This is a genomic window from Mesorhizobium sp. 131-3-5 (genome assembly GCF_016756575.1).
GTDB classification, from domain to species: Bacteria; Pseudomonadota; Alphaproteobacteria; order Rhizobiales; family Rhizobiaceae; genus Mesorhizobium; species Mesorhizobium jarvisii.
In genome coordinates this window covers 3,795,638-3,820,231 of the sequence record NZ_AP023254.1, presented here as the reverse complement: position 1 = coordinate 3,820,231, position 24,594 = coordinate 3,795,638, and the positions used below count along the sequence as shown (strand labels likewise).

General features: G+C 63.7%; 24 protein-coding genes. 11 read left to right on the top strand and 13 right to left on the bottom strand.

The annotated features are described in order from the left end of the window. Complete coding sequence (locus JG747_RS18640; RefSeq protein WP_244748131.1) at window positions 1–1,266, bottom strand: carboxylate--amine ligase; 1,266 nt, start codon at window positions 1,264–1,266, stop codon at window positions 1–3. A 282-nt stretch (window positions 1,267–1,548) separates the two neighbouring features. Further along, on the bottom strand, window positions 1,549–1,980 hold the full coding sequence (locus JG747_RS18635) for a L,D-transpeptidase (protein ID WP_019858653.1): 432 nt from the start codon (window positions 1,978–1,980) through the stop codon (window positions 1,549–1,551). Between the two features lie 220 nt (window positions 1,981–2,200). On the opposite strand from JG747_RS18635, the gene JG747_RS18630 reads away from it, so the two are divergent. The 5 genes from JG747_RS18630 (at window position 2,201) to JG747_RS18610 (ending at window position 8,766) form a co-directional block, all read left to right on the top strand. After that, the gene (locus JG747_RS18630) at window positions 2,201–3,478 is read left to right on the top strand and encodes an acetylornithine deacetylase/succinyl-diaminopimelate desuccinylase family protein (protein ID WP_064984075.1); all 1,278 of its coding nucleotides are present in this window, start codon (window positions 2,201–2,203) and stop codon (window positions 3,476–3,478) included. Between the two features lie 124 nt (window positions 3,479–3,602). Next, window positions 3,603–5,081 (top strand): ABC transporter substrate-binding protein, encoded by a 1,479-nt coding sequence (locus JG747_RS18625; protein ID WP_027046939.1) that lies wholly within the window; start codon window positions 3,603–3,605, stop codon window positions 5,079–5,081. Window positions 5,082–5,333: 252 nt separating this feature from the next. Further along, window positions 5,334–6,281 (top strand): ABC transporter permease, encoded by a 948-nt coding sequence (locus tag JG747_RS18620; RefSeq protein WP_069092359.1) that lies wholly within the window; start codon window positions 5,334–5,336, stop codon window positions 6,279–6,281. Continuing rightward, window positions 6,278–7,147 carry an ABC transporter permease gene (locus JG747_RS18615; RefSeq protein WP_202359783.1) on the top strand — a complete coding sequence of 290 codons (870 nt, stop codon included), beginning with the start codon at window positions 6,278–6,280 and terminating at the stop codon, window positions 7,145–7,147. Before JG747_RS18620 ends, JG747_RS18615 begins: the two co-directional genes overlap by 4 nt. Then, window positions 7,144–8,766 (top strand): ABC transporter ATP-binding protein, encoded by a 1,623-nt coding sequence (locus JG747_RS18610; RefSeq protein WP_202359782.1) that lies wholly within the window; start codon window positions 7,144–7,146, stop codon window positions 8,764–8,766. The genes JG747_RS18615 and JG747_RS18610 overlap by 4 nt, the downstream gene beginning before the upstream one ends. 4 nt (window positions 8,767–8,770) lie before the next feature. Here JG747_RS18610 and JG747_RS18605 read toward each other — a convergent pair whose 3' ends face one another. Continuing rightward, entirely contained in the window at window positions 8,771–9,256 is a 486-nt protein-coding gene (locus JG747_RS18605; RefSeq protein ID WP_019858659.1) for an NUDIX domain-containing protein, read from the bottom strand. A gap of 34 nt (window positions 9,257–9,290) precedes the next feature. Continuing rightward, window positions 9,291–9,722 (bottom strand): TerB family tellurite resistance protein, encoded by a 432-nt coding sequence (locus JG747_RS18600; protein WP_027046940.1) that lies wholly within the window; start codon window positions 9,720–9,722, stop codon window positions 9,291–9,293. A 136-nt stretch (window positions 9,723–9,858) separates the two neighbouring features. On the opposite strand from JG747_RS18600, the gene JG747_RS18595 reads away from it, so the two are divergent. From JG747_RS18595 to JG747_RS18580, 4 genes are all read left to right on the top strand, one after another. Continuing rightward, window positions 9,859–10,644, top strand: a complete 786-nt coding sequence (locus JG747_RS18595; RefSeq protein ID WP_038647361.1) for a TSUP family transporter — start codon at window positions 9,859–9,861, stop codon at window positions 10,642–10,644. A gap of 51 nt (window positions 10,645–10,695) precedes the next feature. Next, complete coding sequence (locus JG747_RS18590; RefSeq protein ID WP_080511798.1) at window positions 10,696–10,866, top strand: hypothetical protein; 171 nt, start codon at window positions 10,696–10,698, stop codon at window positions 10,864–10,866. A 101-nt stretch (window positions 10,867–10,967) separates the two neighbouring features. Then, a complete protein-coding gene (locus JG747_RS18585) occupies window positions 10,968–11,798 on the top strand; it encodes a helix-turn-helix domain-containing protein (RefSeq protein WP_019858663.1) in 831 nt (276 codons plus the stop codon). A 72-nt stretch (window positions 11,799–11,870) separates the two neighbouring features. Further along, window positions 11,871–12,290, top strand: a complete 420-nt coding sequence (locus tag JG747_RS18580) for a VOC family protein (protein WP_027046941.1) — start codon at window positions 11,871–11,873, stop codon at window positions 12,288–12,290. 150 nt (window positions 12,291–12,440) lie between these two features. On the opposite strand, the gene JG747_RS18575 is transcribed toward JG747_RS18580, so the two are convergent. Both JG747_RS18575 and JG747_RS18570 read right to left on the bottom strand, forming a co-directional pair. Then, entirely contained in the window at window positions 12,441–13,916 is a 1,476-nt protein-coding gene (locus tag JG747_RS18575; RefSeq protein ID WP_038647365.1) for a cobyric acid synthase, read from the bottom strand. Beyond that, complete coding sequence (locus JG747_RS18570; protein WP_019858666.1) at window positions 13,916–14,530, bottom strand: dimethylsulfonioproprionate lyase family protein; 615 nt, start codon at window positions 14,528–14,530, stop codon at window positions 13,916–13,918. Before JG747_RS18570 ends, JG747_RS18575 begins: the two co-directional genes overlap by 1 nt. A gap of 142 nt (window positions 14,531–14,672) precedes the next feature. Here JG747_RS18570 and JG747_RS18565 point away from each other — a divergent pair, with 142 nt between their 5' ends. After that, complete coding sequence (locus tag JG747_RS18565) at window positions 14,673–15,839, top strand: isobutyryl-CoA dehydrogenase (RefSeq protein WP_019858667.1); 1,167 nt, start codon at window positions 14,673–14,675, stop codon at window positions 15,837–15,839. Window positions 15,840–15,865: 26 nt separating this feature from the next. Continuing rightward, a complete protein-coding gene (mmsB, locus tag JG747_RS18560) occupies window positions 15,866–16,750 on the top strand; it encodes a 3-hydroxyisobutyrate dehydrogenase (protein WP_202359781.1) in 885 nt (294 codons plus the stop codon). A 282-nt stretch (window positions 16,751–17,032) separates the two neighbouring features. On the opposite strand, the gene JG747_RS18555 is transcribed toward mmsB, so the two are convergent. The 7 genes from JG747_RS18555 to JG747_RS18525 form a co-directional block, all read right to left on the bottom strand. Then, entirely contained in the window at window positions 17,033–17,677 is a 645-nt protein-coding gene (locus tag JG747_RS18555; RefSeq protein WP_202359780.1) for a cytochrome c oxidase assembly factor Coa1 family protein, read from the bottom strand. A gap of 85 nt (window positions 17,678–17,762) precedes the next feature. Further along, window positions 17,763–18,128 carry a hypothetical protein gene (locus tag JG747_RS18550; protein ID WP_202359779.1) on the bottom strand — a complete coding sequence of 122 codons (366 nt, stop codon included), beginning with the start codon at window positions 18,126–18,128 and terminating at the stop codon, window positions 17,763–17,765. A gap of 138 nt (window positions 18,129–18,266) precedes the next feature. Then, entirely contained in the window at window positions 18,267–19,646 is a 1,380-nt protein-coding gene (locus JG747_RS18545) for an aspartate aminotransferase family protein (RefSeq protein ID WP_038647369.1), read from the bottom strand. A gap of 50 nt (window positions 19,647–19,696) precedes the next feature. Then, a complete protein-coding gene (locus JG747_RS18540; protein WP_080643747.1) occupies window positions 19,697–19,822 on the bottom strand; it encodes a capsid protein in 126 nt (41 codons plus the stop codon). A gap of 152 nt (window positions 19,823–19,974) precedes the next feature. Further along, the gene (locus JG747_RS18535; RefSeq protein WP_202359778.1) at window positions 19,975–22,038 is read right to left on the bottom strand and encodes a prolyl oligopeptidase family serine peptidase; all 2,064 of its coding nucleotides are present in this window, start codon (window positions 22,036–22,038) and stop codon (window positions 19,975–19,977) included. Window positions 22,039–22,116: 78 nt separating this feature from the next. Continuing rightward, window positions 22,117–23,277, bottom strand: coding sequence for an MFS transporter (locus JG747_RS18530; RefSeq protein ID WP_202359777.1), 1,161 nt, complete (start codon window positions 23,275–23,277; stop codon window positions 22,117–22,119). A gap of 92 nt (window positions 23,278–23,369) precedes the next feature. Further along, window positions 23,370–24,545, bottom strand: a complete 1,176-nt coding sequence (locus JG747_RS18525) for an MFS transporter (RefSeq protein WP_202359776.1) — start codon at window positions 24,543–24,545, stop codon at window positions 23,370–23,372. Between the last annotated feature and the right edge of the window lie 49 nt (window positions 24,546–24,594).

Genomic DNA, 24,594 nt, shown 5'->3' with positions numbered 1-24,594 from the left:
TCAGCGGTCTCGCCTGTCTGGTTCTGCAGCCGTGGAACTCACTCCGTCACGCCGCCGTCCTAAACATTTCCCGGTTAAGATTGCAGAAAGCATCCGTCGCGTCAGCACTCTCCAGCCAGTCAACGGCACGTCGATCAGGCCCGGCATCGGGTCATTCTCCTGGAATGTCGCCCATGCCCGTACTTCTGTGAATGAGCTGAAATAGGCGCGTTTTGCCAACCGGCCGCTCGAGATCAGCTTGCCGGCCGCCACAATATCCCGAACCAGATACATCCACGACGTGGCGGGCCGCGCTGAAGCTGTCCTTACCGTCTGGCCCGATTTGATCGCCCAAAGCATGGCGCCGAGGTCGACGCCGGCGGCGGCGCCCAGCCCAAACCATGTCCACGGCCGTGGATTGACGTCGAGCACCTTCATCGAGCCATCGCGCGCATCGCGCTTGAATTCGACCTCCACCAGTCCGTGATGCGCGATCGATCCAAGCAGCCGGCGCGCGGCGTCGATCAATTGCGGTTCGTCGACTACCTCCACGAAGGTGCTGGTGTAGCCGAAATCGACCGGATATTGCCGCGTGCGGCGGGCGGTGAATTCCGCCACCGGCGCGCCCTCGTTCCAGAGCGCTGCGTAAGAGAACTGGCCCTCGCCTCCGCCCGGTATCATTTCCTGAATGACGACGTTCTCGCTGCCGATCTCGTCGGCAGCCCAGATATAGGCTGTCAAAAACGCTGCTTTGTCATTGGCGAGAACGGCCTTGGCACGCGCAAAACGGCTGCGCCCGCCCATGTTCGGCTTCAGGATCACGGGAAAGCGAAGTTCGGCTGCCTCTGCCTGATCGAGCGAATTGATCTCATAGGTCAGCGGAACGGCAAGCCCCAGTTCGCCCGCCCGGCGATACAGCAGCGGCTTTTCGCAGACCCATTTCAATTGCTGCCAAGGCGGCAGCACAACGTCGAACGAGGCGGACAACTGGTCGATCGACTGCGATACGAAGCGAACTTCTGGATCGCCGCCGGCGATCAGCAGAAAACCGCCCAGCCCATGAACCTTGGCCAGATCGAGCAGGAAGGCAACGGCACCACCGTCGTCGGGGCCGGGCCACGTCATTGTCCGCTGGGCATATCGCGAAAAGCTGGGCAACGGCGTGTCGTTGCTCACCAGCCAGACAGGCACTTCTTGAGCGCCGAAGCTTCTGGCCAGCGCCAGCGTCCCGTGCGCCCCGCCAAGAATGAGCGCCCCGGCGGGCCGGCTGGGAAGACGATCGTCCATCTGTGACTGGGGATGCATCTGTCAATTCCAGCAAACGGCACGCAATGGCAGCTTTCCCGGCGAACCGATTGATCAGCCGGCAATATTTAAGCTACCCCTAATAATTCAAACCGCCCGATACTGCCGATTGTCCTCAGCCAGACATTGGCATGGAAAGCACACCCCTTATCCCTCGGCAATAGCCGTCCTTCTCGGAACAGGGTAAACCTTGGCCGATTGTTGATGCCGTCAGTAAAAAGTCTCGCGCCGGGCTCCGCCCGGCAACGAGATTTGGGCGTGCGGTTAGTTCGTCACGACGATGCGCGTGTTGCCGAAGCCCACTTCCCGCACCATGGAATAGAAGGTCGCGGCATTGGCCGTGTGCAGCCGCACGCAGCCATGCGAGGCCGGACGGCCGAGTTGCCTGACGGCGCCTGTCCCATGGATGGCATAGCCGCCATGGAAGAACACCGAATAAGGCATCGGCGACATCTCGTATTTGCGCGAATACCACATGCGTGCGGTCCGCTGCGGCCGATAGGTGCCACGCGGCGTGAAATAGCCCGGACGGGCAGTCGATACGACCCAGCGATAAACCTCCGACCCATACCGCACCGTCATCGTCTGTGACGACACGTCGATATTTGCTTCCAACATCGCCGCGTAACTAGCGGACGGCGTACCAAACAGCGCGGTTGCCAACATCGCCGCTGCTACGAGAAAGAACTTCTTCATGCGATCAAACCCCTTTGATTGCCCCTTGCCGTCTTGCCATCACGTTGTTTTTCACCTTTTTAATGGCGGTGAACGAATAGCACACACTCCTTGATCAATTTGCCAATCCGAAGCAGCGAATTTGAACGATTTCCCGCGATAGTTGCCACCACGACACGCCGCACCGGCTTGATTGCCGGCGGGCTTGCAATGCAACGTCGTTCGTTGCTCAACTCTCCTGATGAACAAGCGACTCCTTCAAGCAATCGACGACAGGCGCGACGATGTCGTCGCGCTGACCGCTGACCTGATCCGGTTTCCGACCATCAATCCGCCCGGCGAAGCCTACCGGCCATGTGCGGAATTTATCGGCACGCGGCTGAAGAAGCGTGGTTTTGAAACCGAATTCATCCGCGCCGAAGGCACGCCCGGCGACACCGATCGCTACCCACGCGTCAATGTCGTGGCCCGCTTCGATGGCCGGTCACCCGGCGCCTGCGTCCACTTCAACTCGCATATCGACGTCGTGGAGGCCGGCGACGGCTGGACAGTCGATCCCTTTGCCGGCGTCGTCAGGGACGGCAGGGTCTATGGACGCGGCGCCTGCGACATGAAGGGCGGCCTGGCCGCGTCGATCATCGCCGCCGAAGCCTTCATGGAGGTCTATCCCGACTTTCCCGGCGCCATCGAGGTATCCGGCACGGTCGACGAGGAGTCCGGCGGCTTTGGCGGTGTCGCGCATCTGGCCAGGCTCGGCTATTTCTCCAAACCCAGGGTCGACCACGTCATCATCCCCGAGCCGCTGAACAAGGACCGCATCTGCCTTGGCCATCGCGGCGTCTGGTGGGCCGAGATCGAGACCAAGGGCGAGATCGCGCATGGCTCGATGCCGTTTCTCGGCGACAATGCGGTGCGCCATATGGGCGCCGTGCTGCAGGCTTTCGAGGACGAACTGTTCCCGGCGCTCGACCGCAAGATGACGCGCATGCCGGTGGTGCCCGAAGGCGCCAGGCGCTCGACCATGAACATCAATTCCATCCATGGCGGCCAGACCGAGGATTTCCGGCCTGGCCTGCCCTCGCCCAACGTGCCCGATTCCTGCCGGCTGACCATCGACCGCCGCTTCCTGCTCGAGGAGGACCTCGCCACGGTCAAAGGCGAAGTGACCGGTATTCTCGAGCGGCTGAAGCGCGAGCGCAAAAAGTTCGACTACGAGATCCGCGACCTGATGGAAGTGCTGCCGCTGATGACCGAGCGCGACGCGCCGGTGGTACAGGCGGTGGCGCAAGGCATTCATGCGATCTTCGACCGCGAGCCCGACTACGTCATTTCGCCCGGCACCTACGACCAGAAGCACATTGCCCGCATCGGCCATATCTACGACTGCATCGCCTATGGCCCCGGCATTCTCGATCTCGCCCACCGGCCGGACGAGTGGGTCGGCATAGAGGACATGATGGAATCGGCCAAGGTGATGGCGATCGGCCTCAACGTGCTGCTGCGCGGCACGACCGGATGACCGGCCCGCGGCGCAAAAACATTTCTCCTGGCGCGGCGCGACAGCACGAAACGCAATTTACTCCCGCGCGAAATCACGCTTCTATCCCCGGGCTTGAGCATTTGAGCACATGGGGAGTTCAGCGATGAAACTTTGGAAGACCCTTCTGGCCGCTGCCGTGCTGGCGGTCGCAACCGCCACTTCGGCGTTTGCCGCCCGAACCGATCTCGTCATTGGCATTCCGCTTGAACCCCCGCATCTCGACCCGACGGCGGGAGCGGCCGCGGCAATCAGGGAGGTCACCTACGCCAACGTGTTCGAGGGCCTGACCCGGATCGGCCCCAATGGCGAAGTCTTGCCGGATCTCGCCGAAAGCTGGACCATTTCCGATGACGGCAAGGTTTATACCTTCAAGCTGCACAGCGGCGTGAAATTCCACGACGGCGCCGATTTCAGCGCCGAAGACGTGAAGTTCTCGCTCGACCGTGCCCGCGCGGAAAACTCCGTCAACGCGCAAAAGCAGCTCTTTGCCGCCATCGACAAGGTCGACGTGGTCGACCCCGCCACCGTGAAGGTGACGCTGACCCACCCGCAAGGCTCGTTCCTCTACAATATGGGCTGGGGCGACGCGGTGATCGTGTCGCCGAAATCCGCCGACACCAACAAGGAAAAACCTGTTGGCACCGGCCCCTTCAAGTTCGGCAACTGGGCCAAGGGTTCATCGATCACCCTGCTCAAATCGGATCACTACTGGGGCGCCCCTGTCTTCCTCGAAAAGGTCGAGTTCCGCATCGTTCCCGATGCCGCGGCGGCAGTGCCGGCCCTGCTTTCCGGCGACATCCAGGCCTTCCCCTTCTTCGATCCCGACAGCGTCTCCCAGGTCAAGGATGATCCGCGCTTCAAGGTGGTGGTGGGCGCGACCGAAGGCGAGACCATCCTGTCGATCAACAACAAGAAGCCGCCCTTCGACAAATTGCAGGTCAGGCAGGCGATTTCCTATGCGCTCGACCGCAAGGCGATCATCGACGGCGCATCGGCCGGGCTCGGCCTGCCGATCGGCTCGCATATGTCGCCGGCCAACAAATACTATGTCGACCTCACCGGCCGCTATCCGCACGACGTGGCCAAGGCCAAGGAACTGCTGAAGGAAGCGGGACTGGAGAACGGCTTCAAGGCCACGTTGAAGCTGCCGCCGACGACCTATGCGCGGCTCGGGGGCGAGATCATCGCCTCGCAGCTCCGCGATGTCGGCATCAACCTCGAGATCATCCCCGTCGAGTGGGCGCAGTGGCTGGACCAGGTGTTCACCAAGAAGGACTACGACCTGACCATCGTGTCCCATACCGAGCCGAATGACATCGATATCTATTCGCGCAAGGACTACTACTTCAATTACGCCAACCCTGCCTTCAACAAGGTGATCGCTGATCTGGAACTGACGTCCGACGAGGCCAAACGCAAGGAACTGTATGCCCAGGCGCAGAAGATCCTGGCCGACGATGCCGTGGTCGGTTTCCTCTACGAACTGCCCAAGGTCGGAGTCTGGGACGCCAAGCTGCAAGGGTTGTGGGAAAGCGCACCGATCCCCGCCAACGACCTGACCAAGGTGAAGTGGAGCGAGTGAGGTTCGTTTCGTCATCCTAGGGCGAAGCAGGCGCGCAGCGACTGCGCAGACCCTAGGATCCATTCCGTGACTTACGAGCGCCCCCGCGGTGCAGAATCTGGGAGACGTGGCAGTGGAAACAGGGAGGCGCGAGGCTGGTTCTGGACCGTCGCGCTCTTCGACCTCTGTCACGGAATGGATCCTGGGGTCTACGCGACGGAGCTTCGCTCCTGCTTCGTCCCAGGATGACGACACCTCTGTCGTCCCGTGTCCATGACCGCCTACCTCCTCAAGCGCCTCGCCATCTCGCTTGCCACGCTGGTGCTGGCCTCCATCGTGGTGTTCGCCGTGCTGGAAATCCTGCCGGGCGACCCGGCGCGGCTGATGCTCGGCATGAACGCCAGCGCCGACCAGGTCGAACTCTTGCGCAACCAGATGGGCCTTAATGCGCCTCTCCTCTTGCGTTACCTGCACTGGGTCGGCGGCCTGCTCAGCCTCGATTTCGGCCGCTCCTATACTTATTCGGTGCCGGTCATCGATCTCGTGCGTGAACGGCTTGCCGTGTCGCTGCCGCTGGCGCTGATCGCGCTTGCGCTCTCCACGGCCATCGCCATTCCGGTCGGCCTGTTTTCCGCCAGCCGGCGCGGCCGGGCCGGCGATACGATTTCCATGGGCGCGGCCCAGCTTGGCGTCGCCGTGCCCAATTTCTGGTTCGCGCTGATGCTGATCTATGTCTTCGCCGTCTGGCTGCGGCTGGTGCCGGCCGGCGGCTTTCCCGGCTGGAGCGCCGGCATATGGCCGGCGCTGAAATCGCTGCTGCTGCCGGCGGTGGCGCTGGCCTTGCCGCAGGCAGCCATCCTGGCGCGCGTCACCCGCTCGGCACTGATCGAGGTGCTGAACGAGGACTATATCCGCACCGCCCGCGCCAAGGGCCTGCCCTACCGCGCCGTTCTCTGGCGGCACGCGCTGCGCAACGCCATGATCCCGGTCCTGACCATTCTTGGCCTCCAATTCGCCTTCCTGCTCGCCGGCACCATCATCATCGAGAATGTTTTTTATCTCCCCGGCCTCGGCCGACTGGTGTTCCAGGCCATCACCCAACGCGACCTGATCGTCGTCGAAAGCGTCGTCATGCTGCTGGTCGCCGCCGTCATAGCCGTCAACCTCGTCGTCGACCTTTCCTATGCGGTGGTCGATCCCCGCCTGAGAGGCCGGCAATGACCCTGCACATCGACATCCCTGAAGAGACACTCAGTGGCATTCTGGCCAAGGCGTTCCGGAACACGGCTTTCGTCACCGGCTTCGTCATCACCGTGCTGATCCTGGCGATGGCTGTCATCTCCTATGTCTGGACGCCCTACGATGTGACGAAGCTGGTCATAGCCGATAAGACGCAAGGCCCCTCGCTGGCACATTGGTTCGGCACCGACCACTTCGGCCGCGACATCCTGTCGATGATCATGGTCGGCGCCCGCAATTCGATCGCCGTGGCGCTGGTCGCGGTCGGCATCGGCATGGGCGTCGGCGTGCCGCTCGGCGCTTTTGCGGCCGCGCGCGGCGGCCTCGTCGACGAGGCGCTGATGCGCGTCAACGACCTCGTCTTTGCTTTCCCTGCGCTGCTGTCGGCCATCATGATTACCGCCATCTTCGGGCCGGGCGCCGTCAACGCCATCATCGCCATCGGCATCTTCAACATCCCGGTCTTTGCCCGCGTCGCCCGCGCCGGAGCGCTGGCCATCTGGCCGCGCGAATTCATCCTGGCCGCGCGCGCCGCAGGAAAAAGCAGCACGCAGATATCGATCGAACATGTGCTGCCCAACATCGCCACGCTGCTCCTGGTGCAAGGCACCATCCAGTTCGCGCTGGGCATCCTCGCCGAAGCCGGGCTTTCCTATCTCGGCCTCGGCGCGCAGCCGCCAATGCCGAGTTGGGGCCGCATGCTGTTCGACGCCCAGACCCGCATGGTGGTGGCGCCATGGATGGCGATCTTTCCCGGCATGGCGATCGTCATCACCGTGCTCGGGCTCAATCTCCTGGGCGACGGCATCGCCGACATTCTCGACCCGAGATCGCGGCGGCAGCGATGAGCCTGCTGGAAATCGACAACCTGTCGCTCACCATCGGCGACACGCAAATCCTGAAAGACATGGAGCTTTCCGTCGCCCCCGGTGAAGTGATGGGGCTGGTCGGCGAATCCGGCTCCGGCAAATCGATGACGGCGCTGACGGTGATGCGGCTTTTGCCCCATGCCGCGCGCGCCACCGGGCGCCTGACATTCGACGGCATCGACATCCTCGCAGCAACCGAGGATCAGATGTGCGCGCTGCGCGGTGACGACATCGGCATGGTGTTCCAGGAGCCGATGACGGCGCTCAACCCCGTCAAGACCATCGGCGAGCAGGTCGCCGAAGGCATACGCTGGCACACCAAGGCCACACGCGCCGCGGCTGAAGAGCGGGCGCGAAAAATGCTCGACCGCGTTGGCCTGCCGCAAGCAAAATTCCCGATGTCGCGCTACCCGCACGAACTGTCGGGCGGCCAGCGCCAGCGCGTCGTCATCGCCATCGCCTGCGCGCTGAAGCCGAAGCTCTTGATCGCCGACGAGCCGACAACGGCGCTCGACGTGGTGCTGCAGGCGCAGATCCTCGACCTCCTGCGCGACCTCGTCGCCGAGAGCCGCATGGGACTGCTCCTGATCTCGCACGATCTCGCGGTGGTGACCGAGATGGCCGACCGCATCACCATCCTACGCCGCGGCGAGGTGATGGAAGCCGGCGACACCGCCCGCACGCTGTCCGAACAGCTCCATCCCTACACGCGCCAGCTGGCGCAGGCCTCGATGCATGTGCCAGCACGCGCCAGAACGCATGACGCAAGCCAAAGCAAGCCTCTGCTCCAGGTCGAAAGCGTGACCCGCGATTATCGCGGGCGGCGCACCTCCCTGTTCAAACGGGCTGCCTCTATTCGCGCCGTCGACAATGTCTCCCTGTCGATGCAGCCGGGCCAGTCGGTGGCACTGGTCGGCCGCTCCGGCTGCGGTAAGTCAACGCTCGCCCGCATGATCCTGGCACTGGACAAGCCTAGTTCGGGCACGATCCGGTTTCGCGGCGAGGCCGTCACCGGCAAGAGCGAGGCCGAGTTGAAACCCGCCCGGCGCGACATGCAGGTTGTCTTCCAGGACCCGTACGGCTCCTTCGATCCGCGCCAGAAGGTCGAGAAACTGGTCGCGGAGCCCTTGCATGTGCTGGACAAGAAGCCGACGCGGGCCGAGCGCCGCGAGATGGTGGCGCACGCACTGCACGAGGTCGGCCTCGATCAGCGCGACATGGACAAATACCCGCACGAATTTTCGGGCGGCCAGCGGCAGCGCCTGTCGATCGCCCGCGCCATCATCACCCGCCCCAAGCTGGTCGTCGCCGACGAGCCGGTCTCGGCGCTCGACGTTTCGATTCGCGCCCAGATTCTCGACCTGTTCGCCGAACTCAACCAGAAGCTCGGCATCGCCTACCTCTTCATCACCCATGACCTGACCGTTGCGCGGGCCATCACGGACGAGGTGCTGGTCATGCATGACAGCAGGATCGTCGAGCGCGGCAAGACGAGCGAAGTGCTCGATCATCCGCAATCCGAGGCCGCAAGGGCGCTGGTCGCGGCCGCGCCAGACCTGCACCGGGCAATTGCTCGGCGGATGCAAGAACAGGGTTGAACTCTCAGATCATCTGGAATTTTCCGGTAGCCCTGAATCGAAGGTAGGCTTCGATGCTGCGCACCATATTGGGCAGCATTTCAGGCAGTTTATCGACAGAGAACCAGCCAACGGCACTACTCTCGTCGTCCATGACGGCCGGCTCGCCTTCAAAGGAGCGCGCATAGAACATCAGCGCGAAGAACTGGGTGCGGTCGCCATTCGGAAACTGGAAGGTTTCATACTGCGGGTCGCAGCCGAACCCGAACGGCTCGATGCCCCTGACGATCAGGCCAGTTTCCTCGACCACCTCCCTGGCCGCCACCGCTTCCAGACCCTCGCCTTCCTCGGCATTACCGCCAGGCAAGCCCCACAAGCCGAAATCAGTCCGTTTCTGCAACAGGATTCGGCCGTCGTCGCGCTCGATGACGACGCGCGCGCCCGGCATCAGCACCAGGCGATTCCCGATCAACTCTCGCAACTGTCCCAGATAGCTGTCGGCAAAGGCCATTCAAATGCGCTCCTCGACGCCAGCGAACTGCGCCCTACTCTTCCGGCTTCACCACATCGACAGGGCTGATGTCGAGCAGGTCGAGCGTGCGGCGCAAGAGGCGCACCTCGCTCTCGGCCAGCTGCGAATCCGCCTTGGCGATCTCTGCCATATGCTGGGCCAATTGCTTGCGCCGTTCCACGTCGAGATCGCGAAACAGCGCGATCGCCTGCGAGCCGTTGGTCTCGTAGCCGAACTCGTTGAGATATTCGATGACGGCGTCGATACTGGTTTCCTGAATGCCGAAGGCGTCCTTGCAGATGCGCCGGAAGGCAACCATCTCGCTCTCGCTGACCGTCCCGTCGGCCAGGATCATGCGGAACAGCATCAGCAGTTCGGCCGACAGGACAGGATCGTCGGCGACCTTGCGCACGCCCGGGTCGCCGTCGAAGATGGAGCGTATCTGGTCCAGCAATGCGAATGCCATCAGGGGCCTCTTTCCGGGTTAACCAAATCCAAGCGCATTGCGCTTGGATAGAGGTAGCGCGGAATCGGCCTTGCGCAAACAGGGCTGTCGTGGTCGAACGCCGTTATCCCGCCGACCGGACGTCTCCGTACATCAGATGATCGACCTCACCACCCAGACAATCATCATGCTCGCCTTCGCCGCCTTCGCGGCGGGCTTTGTCGATTCGATTGCCGGCGGCGGTGGGCTGATCACCATTCCGGCACTTTTGCTTGCCGGCTTCTCGCCGGTCGAAGCGCTTGGAACCAACAAGCTGCAAGGCATGTTCGGCTCCGGCTCGGCCACCATCCACTATGCCTCCAAGGGCCATGTCGACCTGCGTCGGCAGTTGCCGTCGGCGCTGCTGGCGGCTGCAGGCGGTGTCATTGGCGCCTTGCTGGCCACCATCGTTCCGGGCGATCTTCTGCGCGCCCTGCTGCCGCTGGTGCTGATCGCCATTGCGCTCTATTTCGCCCTCAAGCCCAACATGAACGATGTCGACCGGGCCGAGCGCCTGTCGCCCTTCCTGTTCGGGCTGACCCTGGTTCCGGCAATCGGCTTCTATGACGGCTTGTTCGGCCCCGGCGCCGGCTCCTTCTATATGCTGGCCTTCGTCGCCCTTGCCGGCTACGGCGTGCTTAAGGCGACGGCGCACACCAAGCTGCTCAACTTCGCCTCCAACATCGGCGGCTTCATCGTCTTCGCCGCTGTCGGTGTCATCTCCTGGAAAATCGGCCTGATGATGGGCGTTGCCCAGTTCCTCGGTGCCCGCTTCGGTGCAAGCCTCGCCATGCGCATCGGCGCCAGACTGATCAAGCCGCTGCTGGTGGTCGTCTGCCTGGCGCTGGCCGTAAAGCTGCTGGCCGATCCGGCCAACCCGCTGCGTGTCATGATTGGTGTGTGATCACGCGCCTGTTACTATGGCGCTGTTCGAATCATGTTGGAGGAGCCACACATGAATCTCAGCGCGCCTACCCAGATCGTTTTCATAATTTCCCTGGTCATCGCCATCATCGGCATTCTTGCCGCCCTTGGCGTTCTTGCATTTATCCCGCTCGCATCGGTGTGGATCGTTCTCATTGCCTACATCGTGCTCGCCGCCGGCTGCCTGATGCGCGGCGCCTGACAAGTTTCCCTTGAAGTGGGGACAGAGAGCGCCCGGCCAAAAGCCGGGCGCTTTTGATTCTGACCAACGGCTGATAGATTTGTCCGGCGGAAGGATGGCCGATGCCGATCGAGATGCAGCAACGGAAGGAACAGGATTGCTCCATCGCGGGGCGCTTCGAGATGCGCCGGCGCCTTCCTGATCCTGCACTTGACGGCATTGTGTCAGATATTTGTGGCTATCGCGAAACAGCGGCAGGCCACTTCCGCAACGTCGAATACGCTTCGCTCACCGTGCCTTTGGTGTTCAGTTTCGCCGAGCCCTTTGCCATCGGCCTCGGCAAGGCGCCCGACGACAATGACCGCTTCGCCAGTTTCGCAGCCGGGCTTTTTGCCGGACCGGTGATGATCGAATCCTTCGGCACCGCCTGCTGCATACAGGTCAACTTTACGCCGCTTGGGGCGCGCCGTTTCTTCCGCTTGCCGATGAGCGAACTGACCGACAGCATGGTCGTCCTCGACGACGTGCTGGGCGCCGAGGGCATGGCGCTGCGTGAACAGCTCGGCAATGCGCCGGACTGGGCGTCGCGTTTCGACCTTGCGGAAGCATTCGTCACCGCCCGGCTTGAGCGCGCCGCCGAAACGCCACTGGAAATCGCCTGGGCCTATGACCGCATCATCGCCTCCGGCGGCCGGGCCCGCATTTCCGCCATCGCCGAAAAACTGGGCTGGAGCCGAAAGCATCTCGCCGGCAGCTTTTCCAATGCGATCGGCATCGGCCCGAAGACATTGTCGCGCATCGTCCGCTTCAACCGGGCGCTTGGCCTGTCACGGCAGCAGACCGCCGATTGGGCCGATATCGCCGCCGATTGCGGCTATGCCGACCAGGCGCATCTGGTGCGCGAGTTCCGCGACCTTGCCGGCGAGACGCCGACGGCGCTCTCGGTCAGGTAACATTTCTTCAAGACGCTGGAGCGGCCTTCGAACAGAGTGGGTTATCGACCGACCCAGATCAAGGAGGTTCCCATGCCCATCACCACCGAAGCCCCGCGCCTTTACCCTGCCCTGCGCTACAAAAACGCGGCAAAAATGATTGACTGGCTCTGCGAGGCCTTCGGCTTCAGCGTCCGTGCCCGCTATGGCGAAGGCGATGTCGTGCACCATGCCGAACTGGTCTTTGGTGCCTCGATGATCATGCTGGGCAGCGCACGCGACGACGATTACGGCAAGATGGTCGGCGAACCCGGCACCGGCGGCGGCAAGTCGATCTATGTCGCCGTCGACGACGCCGATGCCGCCTATGCCAAGGCCAGGAACGCCGGCGCCACGATCGTCCAGGAACTGACCGACCGCGACTATGGCAGCCGCGAGTTCATCTGCCGCGATCCGGAAGGCAGCGTCTGGTCGTTCGGCACCTACTGGCCGAAGGCGGGGGAGAAGGCGTGAGCTGGCCTGAGGCGTGCCGAGATTCAGGTCAGGCCGAGCCGAAAAATGACTGATACCGAGAACCGGAGCGGAGCGTACTCAAGTAGGTGAGCACCGGAAGCACAGGAAACCGGCATTTGCAGGCCGGCCTCACCTGAGTATCGGCACGCCTCACCGAGCCAGGCCGAAGATCGCGTCGCAGTCGAGGTGGCTCTCCAGCTCGGCCGCGACGTCGTCTAGCGCCCGTTCGACGTCGGCGCGGTAGTCGATGCCGGCGCCCTTTATGCCGAGGCTTTCGAGGAATTTTCCGCGAAAAGCGTCGGCGCCGAACAGGCCGTGCATATAGGTGCCTGACACCTTGCCATCAGCGGAGATCGCACCGTCTGCAACGCCGTTGATGATCGCCGACGGCCGCATCGTGTCCGGGCCGGAGGTGCGGCCGAGATGGATTTCGTAGCCTTCGAGCGGCAGGTCGAATTGGACCGAGCGGGCGCTGACATTGCGCACCGTCTTCTCCGGCTCCATCACCGTTTCGATATCGAGCAGGCCAAGCCCTTCGGCCTCGGTGACACTGCCTTCGATGCCGTCGGGATCGCGCACCCTGCGACCAAGCATCTGAAAGCCGCCGCAAATGCCGACGACATGGCCGCCGCGCTTGCGATGCGCGGCAAGATCCCGGTCCCAGCCATTCTCGCGGAATCTTATGAGATCGCCGATCGTCGATTTGGAGCCGGGAATGACCACCAGCCCGGCGTCGGCCGGCAGCGGCTTTCCCGGCGGCACGAACACCACCTCGACCTGCGGTTCGGCCTTGAGCGGATCGAGATCGTCGAAATTGGCGATGCGGCCAAGCATCGGCACCGCCACCTTCAGCGCCCGCGCCTCGCCGGATGCCAGCCGCTCCAGCACCACCGAATCCTCCGAAGGCAGCCGCGCCGCCGCCTTGAGCCACGGCACGACGCCAAAGCAGCGCCAGCCGGTGAATCTCTCGATCGCCTTGAGGCCGTCATCGAACAGCGAGACATCGCCGCGGAACTTGTTGATGAGGTAGCCGACGATCATGCGGCGGTCTTCTTCCGGCAGGATCAGATGCGTGCCCGCGACCGAGGCGATGACGCCGCCGCGATCGATGTCGCCGACCAGCACAACCGGCACATCGGCACGCGTGGCAAAGCCCATATTGGCGATGTCGCGGCTTCTGAGGTTGATTTCGGCCGGCGAACCGGCGCCCTCGACGATGACCAGATCGGCGCCCTCGCCGACCTTGCCCCAGGAGTCCAGCACGGCGTCCATCAATCGGGCCTTCAGCGCCTGGTAATCGCGCGCGCGCGCCTCGCCGAACACCTTGCCTTGCACGATGACCTGCGCGCCGATATCGGTCTGCGGCTTGAGCAGAACCGGATTCATGTGCACCGATGGCGCAACGCCGCAAGCGATCGCCTGCAGCCACTGCGCGCGGCCGATCTCGCCGCCGCTTTTGCTGTTGTCGCCGGGAATGTCGGCGACCGCGGCGTTGTTCGACATGTTCTGCGGCTTGAACGGCCGCACCTTGAGCCCGCGCTTCTTCGCGGCGCGGCACAGGCCGGCGACCAGCACCGTCTTGCCGACATCCGAACCCGTGCCTTGCAGCATGATCGCCCTGGCCATCAGCTTCGGCCCTGCGTGGCGGTTCCGGTGATCGTGGATTTCTGCGCCAGCGGCCCGCCGCGCCAGATGTAGAGCGCCAGAAGCGGCTCTTTGCCGGTTCGCATCGCGTGGTTGACATTCGAGGCGTGGTGGACGACCTCGCCCGCCTCCCGCACGCGAAAACCGCCCTCGCCCATGCGCCATTCCGTACCGCCCGTCAGCGGAATGTAGATCTCCTCGGCGACGTGATGATGGTCGGGGTAGACGATCTCCGGCCCAAGGATCAGCAGGCCGGCGGCCACTTCGTCATTGGCAAAATGGCCGCGCGTGCCGAACACTTCCAGCCAGCCATAATTGTCGATGAAGGCCTTGCCGAAATCCGTCTCGGTGTACGTCTGCCCCCAGTGCAATCCGTTGCGATGCTCCACCAGCCATTGCACCAACGCTTTCGCAGCAGGTGGCGCCAGCTCGGCGGCACGGTCGAGATGGCGCACGCAGCTGATCCTATGCGGCTCCAGCGCGCTGGCCGGCATATCCCAGCCGATGCTGGCCACGGCGTCGCGCACCAGGGCATTGTCCACGCAAGCGAGATAGGCGTGGAATTGCCGAAGCAGCTCATCGAATTTTGTCGTCACATCTCGCTCCGGGCATGCATTGGTGCACAGCCGCTCCGCAGCGGGTCGGGTTGCGCGGCGGCATCATTGGTCTAGATTGATGCGCGCGCAAAGCCAAAAACGACAGGCCAGCGGGCTAGCTGGCATATAGGGAGAGAACGCCATGGACGCCGCGGTCGATGCGAGCACCAGCCAGTTCGAACTCAACGAGGAACAGCGCGCCATCCAGGAGATGGCGCAGGCCTTCGCCGCCGACCGCGTCGCGCCGAATGCGCTCGACTGGGATCGCAGGAAGCATTTCCCGGCCGATGTGATCCGCGAGACCGGGCCGCTCGGCCTCGGTGGCATCTATGTCAGGGACGATGTCGGCGGCTCGGCGCTCGGCCGCCTCGACGCTGTGCTGATCTTCGAGGCGCTGTCGCATGCCGATCCGGGCTTTTCGTCCTTCATCTCGATCCACAATATGGTGGCCTCGATGATCGACCGCTTCGGCAACGACGAGCAGCGCCAGCGCTTCCTGCCGAAGCTCACCTCGATGGAATGGCTGGCCAGCTACTGCCTGACCGAGCCGGGCTCCGGATCGGACGCCGCGGCGCTGAAGACACGCGCGGCGAAGAGCGGCGGCGACTATGTCCTCAACGGCGCCAAACAATTCATCTCGGGCGCTGGCGACAGCGACGTCTATGCCGTCATGGTGCGCACCGGCGCCGACGGGCCGAAAGGCATTTCCACCATCGTGGTGCCGAAAGATGCGCCCGGCCTTTCCTTCGGCGCCAACGAGCACAAGATGGGCTGGCACATGCAGTCGACCCGCCAGGTCATCTTCGAGGACTGCAAGGTGCCGGCGGAAAACCTCCTGTCGGGTGAAGGCGCGGGCTTCGGCATCGCCATGGCCGGGCTCGATGGCGGCCGGCTGAACATCGCCGCCTGTTCGCTGGGCGGCGCCCAGTCTGCGCTCGACAAGGCGCTGTCCTACACCGCCGAGCGCAAGGCCTTCGGCTCGAAGATCAATCAATTCCAGGCGCTGCAGTTCAGGCTGGCGGACATGGAGACCGAGCTGCAGGCAGCGCGCATCTTCCTCTATGCCGCCGCCTCCAAGCTCGACCGCAAGGCGCCGGATGCCGGTAAATGGTCGGCCATGGCCAAGCGCTTCGTCACCGACACCGGCTTCAACGTCGCCAACAATGCACTGCAGCTGCTCGGCGGCTACGGCTATCTGCACGACTACGGCATCGAGAAGCTGGTGCGCGACCTCAGGGTGCACCAGATCCTCGAAGGCACCAACGAGATCATGCGCGTCATCATCGCGCGTGCCTTGATTGGTCGCTGAAGCCAGCAAACTCCGGGAGTGAGACAATGACGACGATCGCCTTCATCGGTCTTGGCAACATGGGCAACCCGATGGCCGCCAACCTGGTCAAGGCTGGGCATGCGGTAAACGGTTTCGACCTAGTGCCGGAAAACCTGACAGTGGCAAAAGAACATGGCGTGACGATCATGGCCAATGCCTTGGCGGCGGTGAAGGACGCTGATGTGGTCATCACCATGCTCCCTGCCGGCAAGCACGTGCTGTCGGTCTACGAGGACATCGCGCCAGGGGCCAAAAAAGGTGCGCTGTTCATCGATTCCTCGACGATCGACGTCGAGTCGGCGCGCAAGGCGCATGCGATTGCCGCCAGACACGGCCTGCTCTCCATCGACGCGCCCGTTTCGGGCGGCACCGGCGGGGCGGCGGCCGGCACGCTGACTTTCATGGCCGGCGGCTCGCAGGACGCCTTCGCCGCCGCCGAGCCGGCCCTGAAGCCGATGGCCGGGCGCATCGTTCATTGCGGCGGCGACGGCGCCGGCCAGGCGGCGAAGATCTGCAACAACATGATCCTCGGCATTTCGATGATCGGCGTCGCCGAGGCCTTCGTGCTGGCCGAAAAGCTCGGCCTGTCGCATCAGGCGCTGTTCGAGGTCGCTTCGACCTCTTCGGGCCAATGCTGGTCCTTGACCACCTATTGTCCGGTGCCCGGCCCGGTGCCGACCTCGCCCGCCAACAGGGATTACAGACCGGGCTTTGCCGCTGCCCTTATGCTGAAAGACCTGAAATTGTCGCAGGAAGCCGCACAGAGCGCGGGCGCGGTGACCCCGCTTGGCGCCGAGGCGGCACAGCTCTACGCCCTGTTCAACGCCCAGGGGCATGGCGGCGCCGATTTCTCCGGCATAATTAATTTTCTCAGGGGTAACCCAGCGTAACCAACGGATTTGACGGGTTTTTTCCGGATCATCCCGCCAGAAGAACCGCAAATTTAGAATTGCTTAAGCTCTCGATAACTCTGCGGTAACGATGTCGCTATAAAACAGACTGCGAGGCGGACATATCGCATCCGCCCGGCGCTCCGGATCAGGTCTCGCGTACCGGAGCCCGTAAGTTTCGCCAAGTGTTTGCGTAGCGAAACGCCATGCGTATCTGGCAAAGCCGCGTTCCCGATGGAGCGCGGTTTTTGCATTTCTGCCGCGCTCACTCAAGGCTCATGTCTATATTCCAATCGCCGCATTCGGGATTGGCACATGATCTTCGTTGGTCAGCACGATCGGCGCGTCCACTCCATCAACCCTGACCACGAGCAGGCGGATGCTCCACGTGCCGGCATTGCGGACCATATGGGAAAACACGGTGGCTTTGCCCTTGGCGCCGTGGACGGGAATGCTGAACTGGGCGTCGCCCGTTCCATTCGCACTGACGTTGAGATGGCCGCCGACCCAGAAATTGTCGGTTACGTCGTCGCCAATGGCCGCCTTGACCCGGGTATCGGCACGCACGGCGTCCATGGTCATGTGGTAGGCGTCACTGCCTTTGAACATGAAGGGGATGCTGCCGACCGCCGTCGCACAGCCCCCGATACTGAGCACCCAGATAGCAAGGCCGGCGATTGCCCAGTTGCGCTGCGTCTTGCGGAACTGCTCCGCGTCGCGCCAGGCCCGGCTCTGCCAGGCCCAGCGGCTGCCGCGTGCGCCGAGCACGAAGATCATGACGAGATTGACGACCGGGATCAGTGCCAGCAGCGCGATGAAAGTGCTGTTGCCGATGCCCCAGATCCAGTTGAGGAAGAAGGCACCCCAGTTCCAACGGTCGAGCTCGGCCGGGATTTCAGCCGGCTGGTTGAGCGGTTGTCCGGCCATGATGTCCCCCCATCGGTGCGTATGCCGATTGGTTCTAGACCATGATTTCGACAATGCGCAAAATCAAAGTTCGGCAGGGTCTATTTCAAGCCTTTGACGACAGCCGGCGAAAATTCGCCTTCACCGCGCGGCTGGCGGGCTTGAGCGCGGCGCTGATCGACAGTTCGGCCGCGACGCCGTTGAACAGCGACGGCGTGCGACCGGAAAGGAGTTCCGGCCAGAATCGCGATGCCGACTGCAGGAAGGACATTTGCGCCGCGAACGCGCCCTCGGCGATTGCCGCGGTCTTCTCGTTCACCGCACGCGCGCTTTCGGTGCCCCAGGGCTGGCTGCTGCCGGCGTCCATCGCCATCAACGGCAGGCGCATCATCGCCACCATCGGCGCCAACATCAGGTCAGCGCCGATGCTGGCCGCTTCTCGCGCGCGTCGGCTCTTGCCGGTTTTTCTCATGGAAATGAACCCCTTGCTACAGCCGGATGGCTGCCGCCCCACACACTACGCGCGGAGGGTGAAGTTTGTTCCCCATGGAGGCAGTATGTTTCTCGAGGGCGGGCGTTCCCCTGAAGAAACGCCCGGTCGAGGTTCGCCTTACCGCTTGCGCAGATCGGCCTGCGCCAGATCCAGCGCCTTGCCGATCCGCTCGCAGGCCATGTCGATCGTGTCGCGGGTCCAGATCAGCGGCGGCGACAGGATCATGGTGTCGCCAGTGGCGCGCAGCATCATGCCATTGGCGATGGCATGGTCACGCACCGTCACCGCGGCACTTCCCGACGGCAGGAACCGCTCCTTGGTCGCCTTGTCCTTGACGATCTCGATCGCGCCCATCAGGCCGATCGAACGCACCTCGCCGACCAGGTCATGCCCGGCGATGCGCTCCTGCAAGGCCTTGGCGAAATAAGGCCCGGTGTCGTTCCTGACGCGCTCGACCAGGCCTTCCTGCTCGATGATCTCGAGGTTTTTCAAGGCCACGGCGCAGGCCACCGGATGCCCGGAATAGGTGTAGCCGTGGTTGAACTCGCCGCCCTTCTCGACCAGCGTCGAGGTGATGCGGTCGCCGACCAGCAGCGCCGACAGCGGCTGATAGCCCGAGGTCAGCGCCTTGGCCGTGGTGATGGTGTCCGGTTCGATGCCGAAGGTCTGGGCCGCGAACCACTCGCCGGTGCGACCATAGCCGGTGATGACCTCGTCCAGCATCAAAAGCACATCATATTTGCGGCAGATGCGCTGCACTTCGGGCCAGTAGCTCGCCGGCGGGATCTTGACGCCGCCCGCGCCCATCACCGGCTCGCCGATAAAGGCCGCGACCTTGTCGGCGCCGGCCTCGAGGATAGCGTCCTCGACCGATTTGGCCGCGCGCAGGCCGAAATCATGATCGCTCTCGCCCGGCAGCGCCAGCTCATAGGCATAGGGCATCATCACATGCACGATGTTGGGCACAGGCCCGTTGAGCTGCTTGTGCATGGCATCCATGCCGCCGAGCGACGTGGCGGCGATGGTCGAGCCGTGATAGGCCATTTTGCGCGAGATGATGCGGTTCTTCTCCGGCTTGCCCTCGATCACCCAGTAGTGGCGTACAAGACGCAAGGCGGTGTCGTTGGCTTCCGAGCCGGAGGAGCCGTAGAACACCTGGTTGACGTTCTTCGGCGCGATCTCGGCCAGCTTCTTGGACAACAGCACCGGCGTCGGCGTCGAGCATTTGAAGAAGGAATTGTAGTAAGGCAGTTCCTTCATCTGGGCGTAGGCGGCCTCGGCGAGTTCGTCGCGGCCATAGCCGATGTTGACGCACCACAGGCCGGCCATGCCGTCGAGCAATTCCAACCCTTCGGAATCGTAGATGAACGGGCCATTGGCGTGGGTGATGATGCGCGAACCCGCTTCACGCAATTCCTTGTGGTCGGTGAAGGGATGGAGATGGTGCGCGGCGTCGATCTGCTGAAGCTGCTTCAGCGAATAATTCTGATAGGTCATGTTTGATTCTTTCCTCTGGATTCAGTCCGGCTGGCGCCGGGGCGAATGCATCAGAGGCTGGCGGGCGGCGAATAACCGATGCGGGCGCACAGTCGCAAAAGCTCCGCGCGCAGCGTGCGCGGCGACGGTGTCACCGCGACCCCGAACGTGCAGACAAAGATCATAGCAGGAGCCATGCCCGGCACCTTAGAGCAAAGGCTGGCCGAGGTGAACCACCCTTTGCTTGGCCCATGACGGAATACTTCTATGCATGTCGCCCAAAGGTGGTCCCGGTCTTAGGAGAACGACATGCACGAAAACAAAGGCATAAAGCGCGTCGCGACGCGCCTTATACCTTGGCTCTCAGTGCCCGCTGTAGGAACACATATTTCATCGCCGTCTGCGCCGCCTGCGGCCGGCGGTCGCCCCGTCCGCCGTGGCCGCCTTCGGTCTCCTCGAAGAACAGTGTCCTGGCGTGGCCGGCCTCCTGCAGGCGAGCCGCCATCTTGCGCGCATGGCCGGGATGGACGCGGTCATCGGCGGTCGAGGTCGTCAGCAGCACCGGCGGATAGGCGGCACCCGCCCTGACATGCTGGTAGGGCGAATAAGCGGACAGCCACCTGGCGTCTTCCGGCTTCGACGGATCGCCATACTCGGCGATCCATGAGGCGCCGGGCGGCAATTCGGTGTAGCGCAGCATGTCGAGCAGCGGCACCTCGATGATGACGGCGCCGAAGAGTTCCGGGCGCTGCGTCAGCGAAACGCCGGTCAGCAGGCCGCCATTCGAGCCGCCCTGGATACCGAGCGAGGCAGCCGTCGCGATGCCGCGCCTGACGACGTCCTCGGCCACCGCGGCGAAATCGTCAAAACCGTTCTGGCGATTGCCTTTCAGCGCCGCCTGGTGCCAGGCGGGCCCGAACTCGCCGCCACCGCGAATGCAGGCCTGCACATAGGCATTGCCCTTCTCCAGCCACAGCCTGCCGCGCACGCCGGCATAGCCCGGCAAGAGCGGCACTTCGAAGCCGCCATAACCGTAGAGCAGCGTAGGCACCGGCCCTTTCTGGTCACGGCGCCGGACGACGAAGTATGGGATCATCGTGCCGTCCTTCGAGCGCGCCTCGAACTGTTCCGAGATCAGCGGCGCGGCATCGAAGCGCGCCGGCTGCGACTTCACCGTGGCAAGCGTCTCGCCGTCGTCATCCGACCAGATGATCGAGCTCGGCGTCAGGAAATCCGTGAAGGAGAAGGACACGCTGGAGCCGAAGCGCTCGGCATGGCTGATGCCGACAGTGCCGTTCTCAGGCAACGCGACCGGCTTCAGCGACCAGGCGCCATTCTTGCGCTCGCAGACGAGAACCTTGCCGCGCACGTTGTCCATCAGGCTGACGAACAGCCGGTCCTGCGTTCTGGCGAGCCCGGCGATGGACACGCGATGCGCCGGCGCCAGCAAGGTTTCGATGGCGCCGAAACCGCCGCTTTCGATCCAGTGCGCGAAATCGAGCGAATAGAGCCCGTCCGGTTTGCACACCGTGCCATCCGGTGCCATCCATGGCGTGCGCACCCCGAACACCAGCTGGTCCTTGAAAAGCGATGTGTCGGTGGCGTCGTCGGGCAGCGGAATGCGCCTGTTTTCGCCAGATGGGAGATGCAGGAAACTGTGCGACGCGAAGAAATTGATAGCCCGCGCCAGGAACACGTGACGCTTCTCGCCGTCGAACTCGACGCCGGCTCCTGCGGCGAGATCGTCTTTCTGCGCCTCGAAGATCGGCGTCGCCTCTTCCAGCGCCGTGCCGCGTTTCCAGAGCTTGATCACACGCGGGTAGCCGGACTCGGTCTTGTCGGATTCCTCGAACGCCGCCGAGACGATGACCGTGTCCTTGTCCAGCCAGCCGAAACCCGACTTGGAAGCCGGCGCACGGAACCCGCCCTCGATGAACAATCTGGTTTCGATGTCGAATTCGCGCATCTCGCTGGCGTCGCCGCCGTCCGGCGACATCGACAGCAGGCAGCGGCTGAAGTCCGGATAGAGCCGGCTGGCACCGCTGAACACCCATTTTATCCCCTCCTTCGCCGCAAGCTCGTCGAAGTCGATGATCGTTTCCCAGACCGGCTTCTCGGTCTTGTAGGAAGCGACCGTCGTGCGGCGCCACAGGCCGAGCGCATTGGTCTTGTCCTGCCAGAAATTATAGACGTGGCCGGCTACAGCCGCGCCGACGGCGATGTTGTCCTCGGCCGTCATCAGGTCGAGTGCCGTCTGGAACGACGCCTGATACGAAGGATCGCCCTGCAATTCGCCAACCGCGATCTCGTTCTGGCCATGCACCCAGTCGAGCGACTGTTTGCTGGTCCTGTCCTCCAGCCAGAGGAAGGGGTCCGCGGTATCGGCTTCTGGCTTGGCGATGGGCTTGGTCATGGAATCTCCAAATAGGCAATGCTTGGGCATGCAACATCGACATGCCGCGTCCGATATTCAAGAGTTGCAGCCAAGGATTTAGGCCTTCGCGCGACCAGCGAGGCTCGCGACCGTCAGGGCCAGGCACATGAGGCAAAGCGTGATCGGCAGGCCTCTCGCACCCAGTATATCCATGGCGCTGCCGGCCAGCGGCGGCACGGCTATGCCGCCGACGCCCCACATCAGCGAGAAGGCGGCGTTGCCGGCGACCAGGGTCGAGCCGGTGAAACGCTCGCCCAGCTCGATGATCGACATCGTGTAGATGCCGTAGGAGACCGCTCCCCAGACGAAGATCATCGGCCAGATCAGCGGCGTTTCGATGAGAAGCGGCAGCAACACGCATCCGAGCACGGTCAAGGAAACACAGGCGAGCCGCACCAGGCGTGCGGTCAGCCTCTCCGCCAGCAGGCCGAGCGGCACCTGCATGGCAATGTTGCCGGCGATCATCATCGACAGCAGCGCCGACATGCGGGCTTCCGCGATACCATAGTGGTTGCCATAGACCGGCAGCAAGGCCAGCGCCCCCTGTTCGAAACCCGCGGCCACGATGACCGCCAACAGAAGCAGCCACGCCATCGGTACGAAGCCCAGAACGGAAACCCGATGCCCGGCCTCGTCCACCTTCGGCAGGCGCGGCAGCACCGACGCCAGGCACATGCCGCATAGCACGAAGGCACAAATACCGACGAGGAAGGGCGGCCATCCCTGCGTACCGACGGCGAGCAGGCAGAGCGGGCCGGCCGCGAAGCCGGCCGAAATGATCGTCGAATAGACGCCCATGATGCGCCCGCGCCTGGCCGGCGGCGCAAGGGCAATCACCCAGATCTCGCTCAAGACATATAGCGGGTTGGTCACCACGCCGATCAGGAAGCGCAGCGGAAACCACAGATAGACATTCTGCGTCCAGCCGATCAGCGCCAGCACGACGGCCGAGAGCGCGGCGCAAGTAAGCGCCGTGCGCCCCGCCCCGAACCGCCGCGCCAGCCCCGGGATCACCAGCGACGAGACGATGAAGCCGATCGGCGTCATGGCCGCCGACAGGCCGATCATCGCCGGCGAGACGCCCTGGCGCTGCAGGATGAAGCTCAGCAGCGGATAGGACAGCCCCTGCGCGATGGCGAACACCGAGACGGTCGCGATCACGCCGGTGATCGCCGCCCATTGCATTCCTTCGCCAGTTTTCGAATCCGCCGCGGCCATGGTCCTACCGTTGGTGCCCGGCAGGATTACCGGCTCGGCCAAACAGCGGTAAGCCCCGCCGGCGGAAAGCGCTTGCTCCAGCCAGATCCATGTCAGGTGGCTCGGCGTTGCGAGGAGCGGAACAAGGCGAAGGCGACCAGAGCCGCATCGAGACCGAAGATCACCACGGGCAGGCCCAGCGGGCCGATGCCTTGCATCAGCAGGCCGGCGCCCGGCGGGCCGACAATGCCGCCAACGCCCCACAGCAGGGCGAAGGCCGCATTGCCGGTGACGAGCAGCGTGCCCTTGAAGCGGCTGCCGAGTTCGACCAATGCCATCGTATAGACGCCGTAGCCCACCGCGCCCATCACCAGCAGCACGCCCCAGATCAGCGGCGTGGTGATCAGCAGCGGCAGCAGCGCCGCGCAGATTGCCGTCGCCACCGCGCAGGCTACGATCATCGGGCGGCCACCGAACCGTTCCGCCAGCAGGCCGAGCGGGATCTGCAGCAGGATGTTGCCGAGCGACAGTGCCATCACCAGCGCGGCGAGCACGGCTTCCGGCAGGCCATAGCCGGTGCCGAAGACCGGGACCAGCGCATAGGTGCTCTGCTGGACGGCGGCCGAGACCAGCACGGCCAGCAGCAGCGCCGGCGCCAGCCGGGCGAAGCCGACAAAGCTGCCGGCTGGCTGCCCGTCATCCTCGAACCCGGTAAGCTTCGAGGAGACAAGGCGCAGGATGACCGCGCAAAGCACGAAGCCACCGATGCCGACGCTGAAGGGTGCCCAGCCCGACGTGCCGACGAAGGTCAGGGTGAAGGGCCCCGCCGCATAACCGGCGCCCATCAGCGTGTTGAACACGCCCATCACCCGGCCGCGCCGCGAAGGCGGCGCTAGCGACAGCGCCCAGACCTCGCCCAGGATATAGAGCGGATTGATGACGACCCCGATGATGAAGCGGATGATGTACCAGGCCATCCAGTTCTGCAGATAGCCGATGCCGAGGAAACACAGCGCGCCGATCAGCGAGCAGCCGACCGCCAGGTTGCGCGCACCGACCAGCCGCACCGCCGCTGGCACGAACGAGGCCGACAGGATCAGGCCGAGCGGCATCATCGCCGCCGACAGGCCGATCAGCCCGGGCGACATGCCTTGCTTCTGCATCAAAAGCGTGAACAGCGGTGAGCTCAGCCCTTGCGCGGCGCCAAACATGGCAAGTGCCGCGGTGACGCCGGCGAGCGCTGCCCACTGCGTCCCCGCTTCGCCTCCGCTCGAGCTGGTTGCGACCATTCCATCATTCCATGTGAGGTGCCGGCTGACCTCCCTGCCGGCAAGGCCC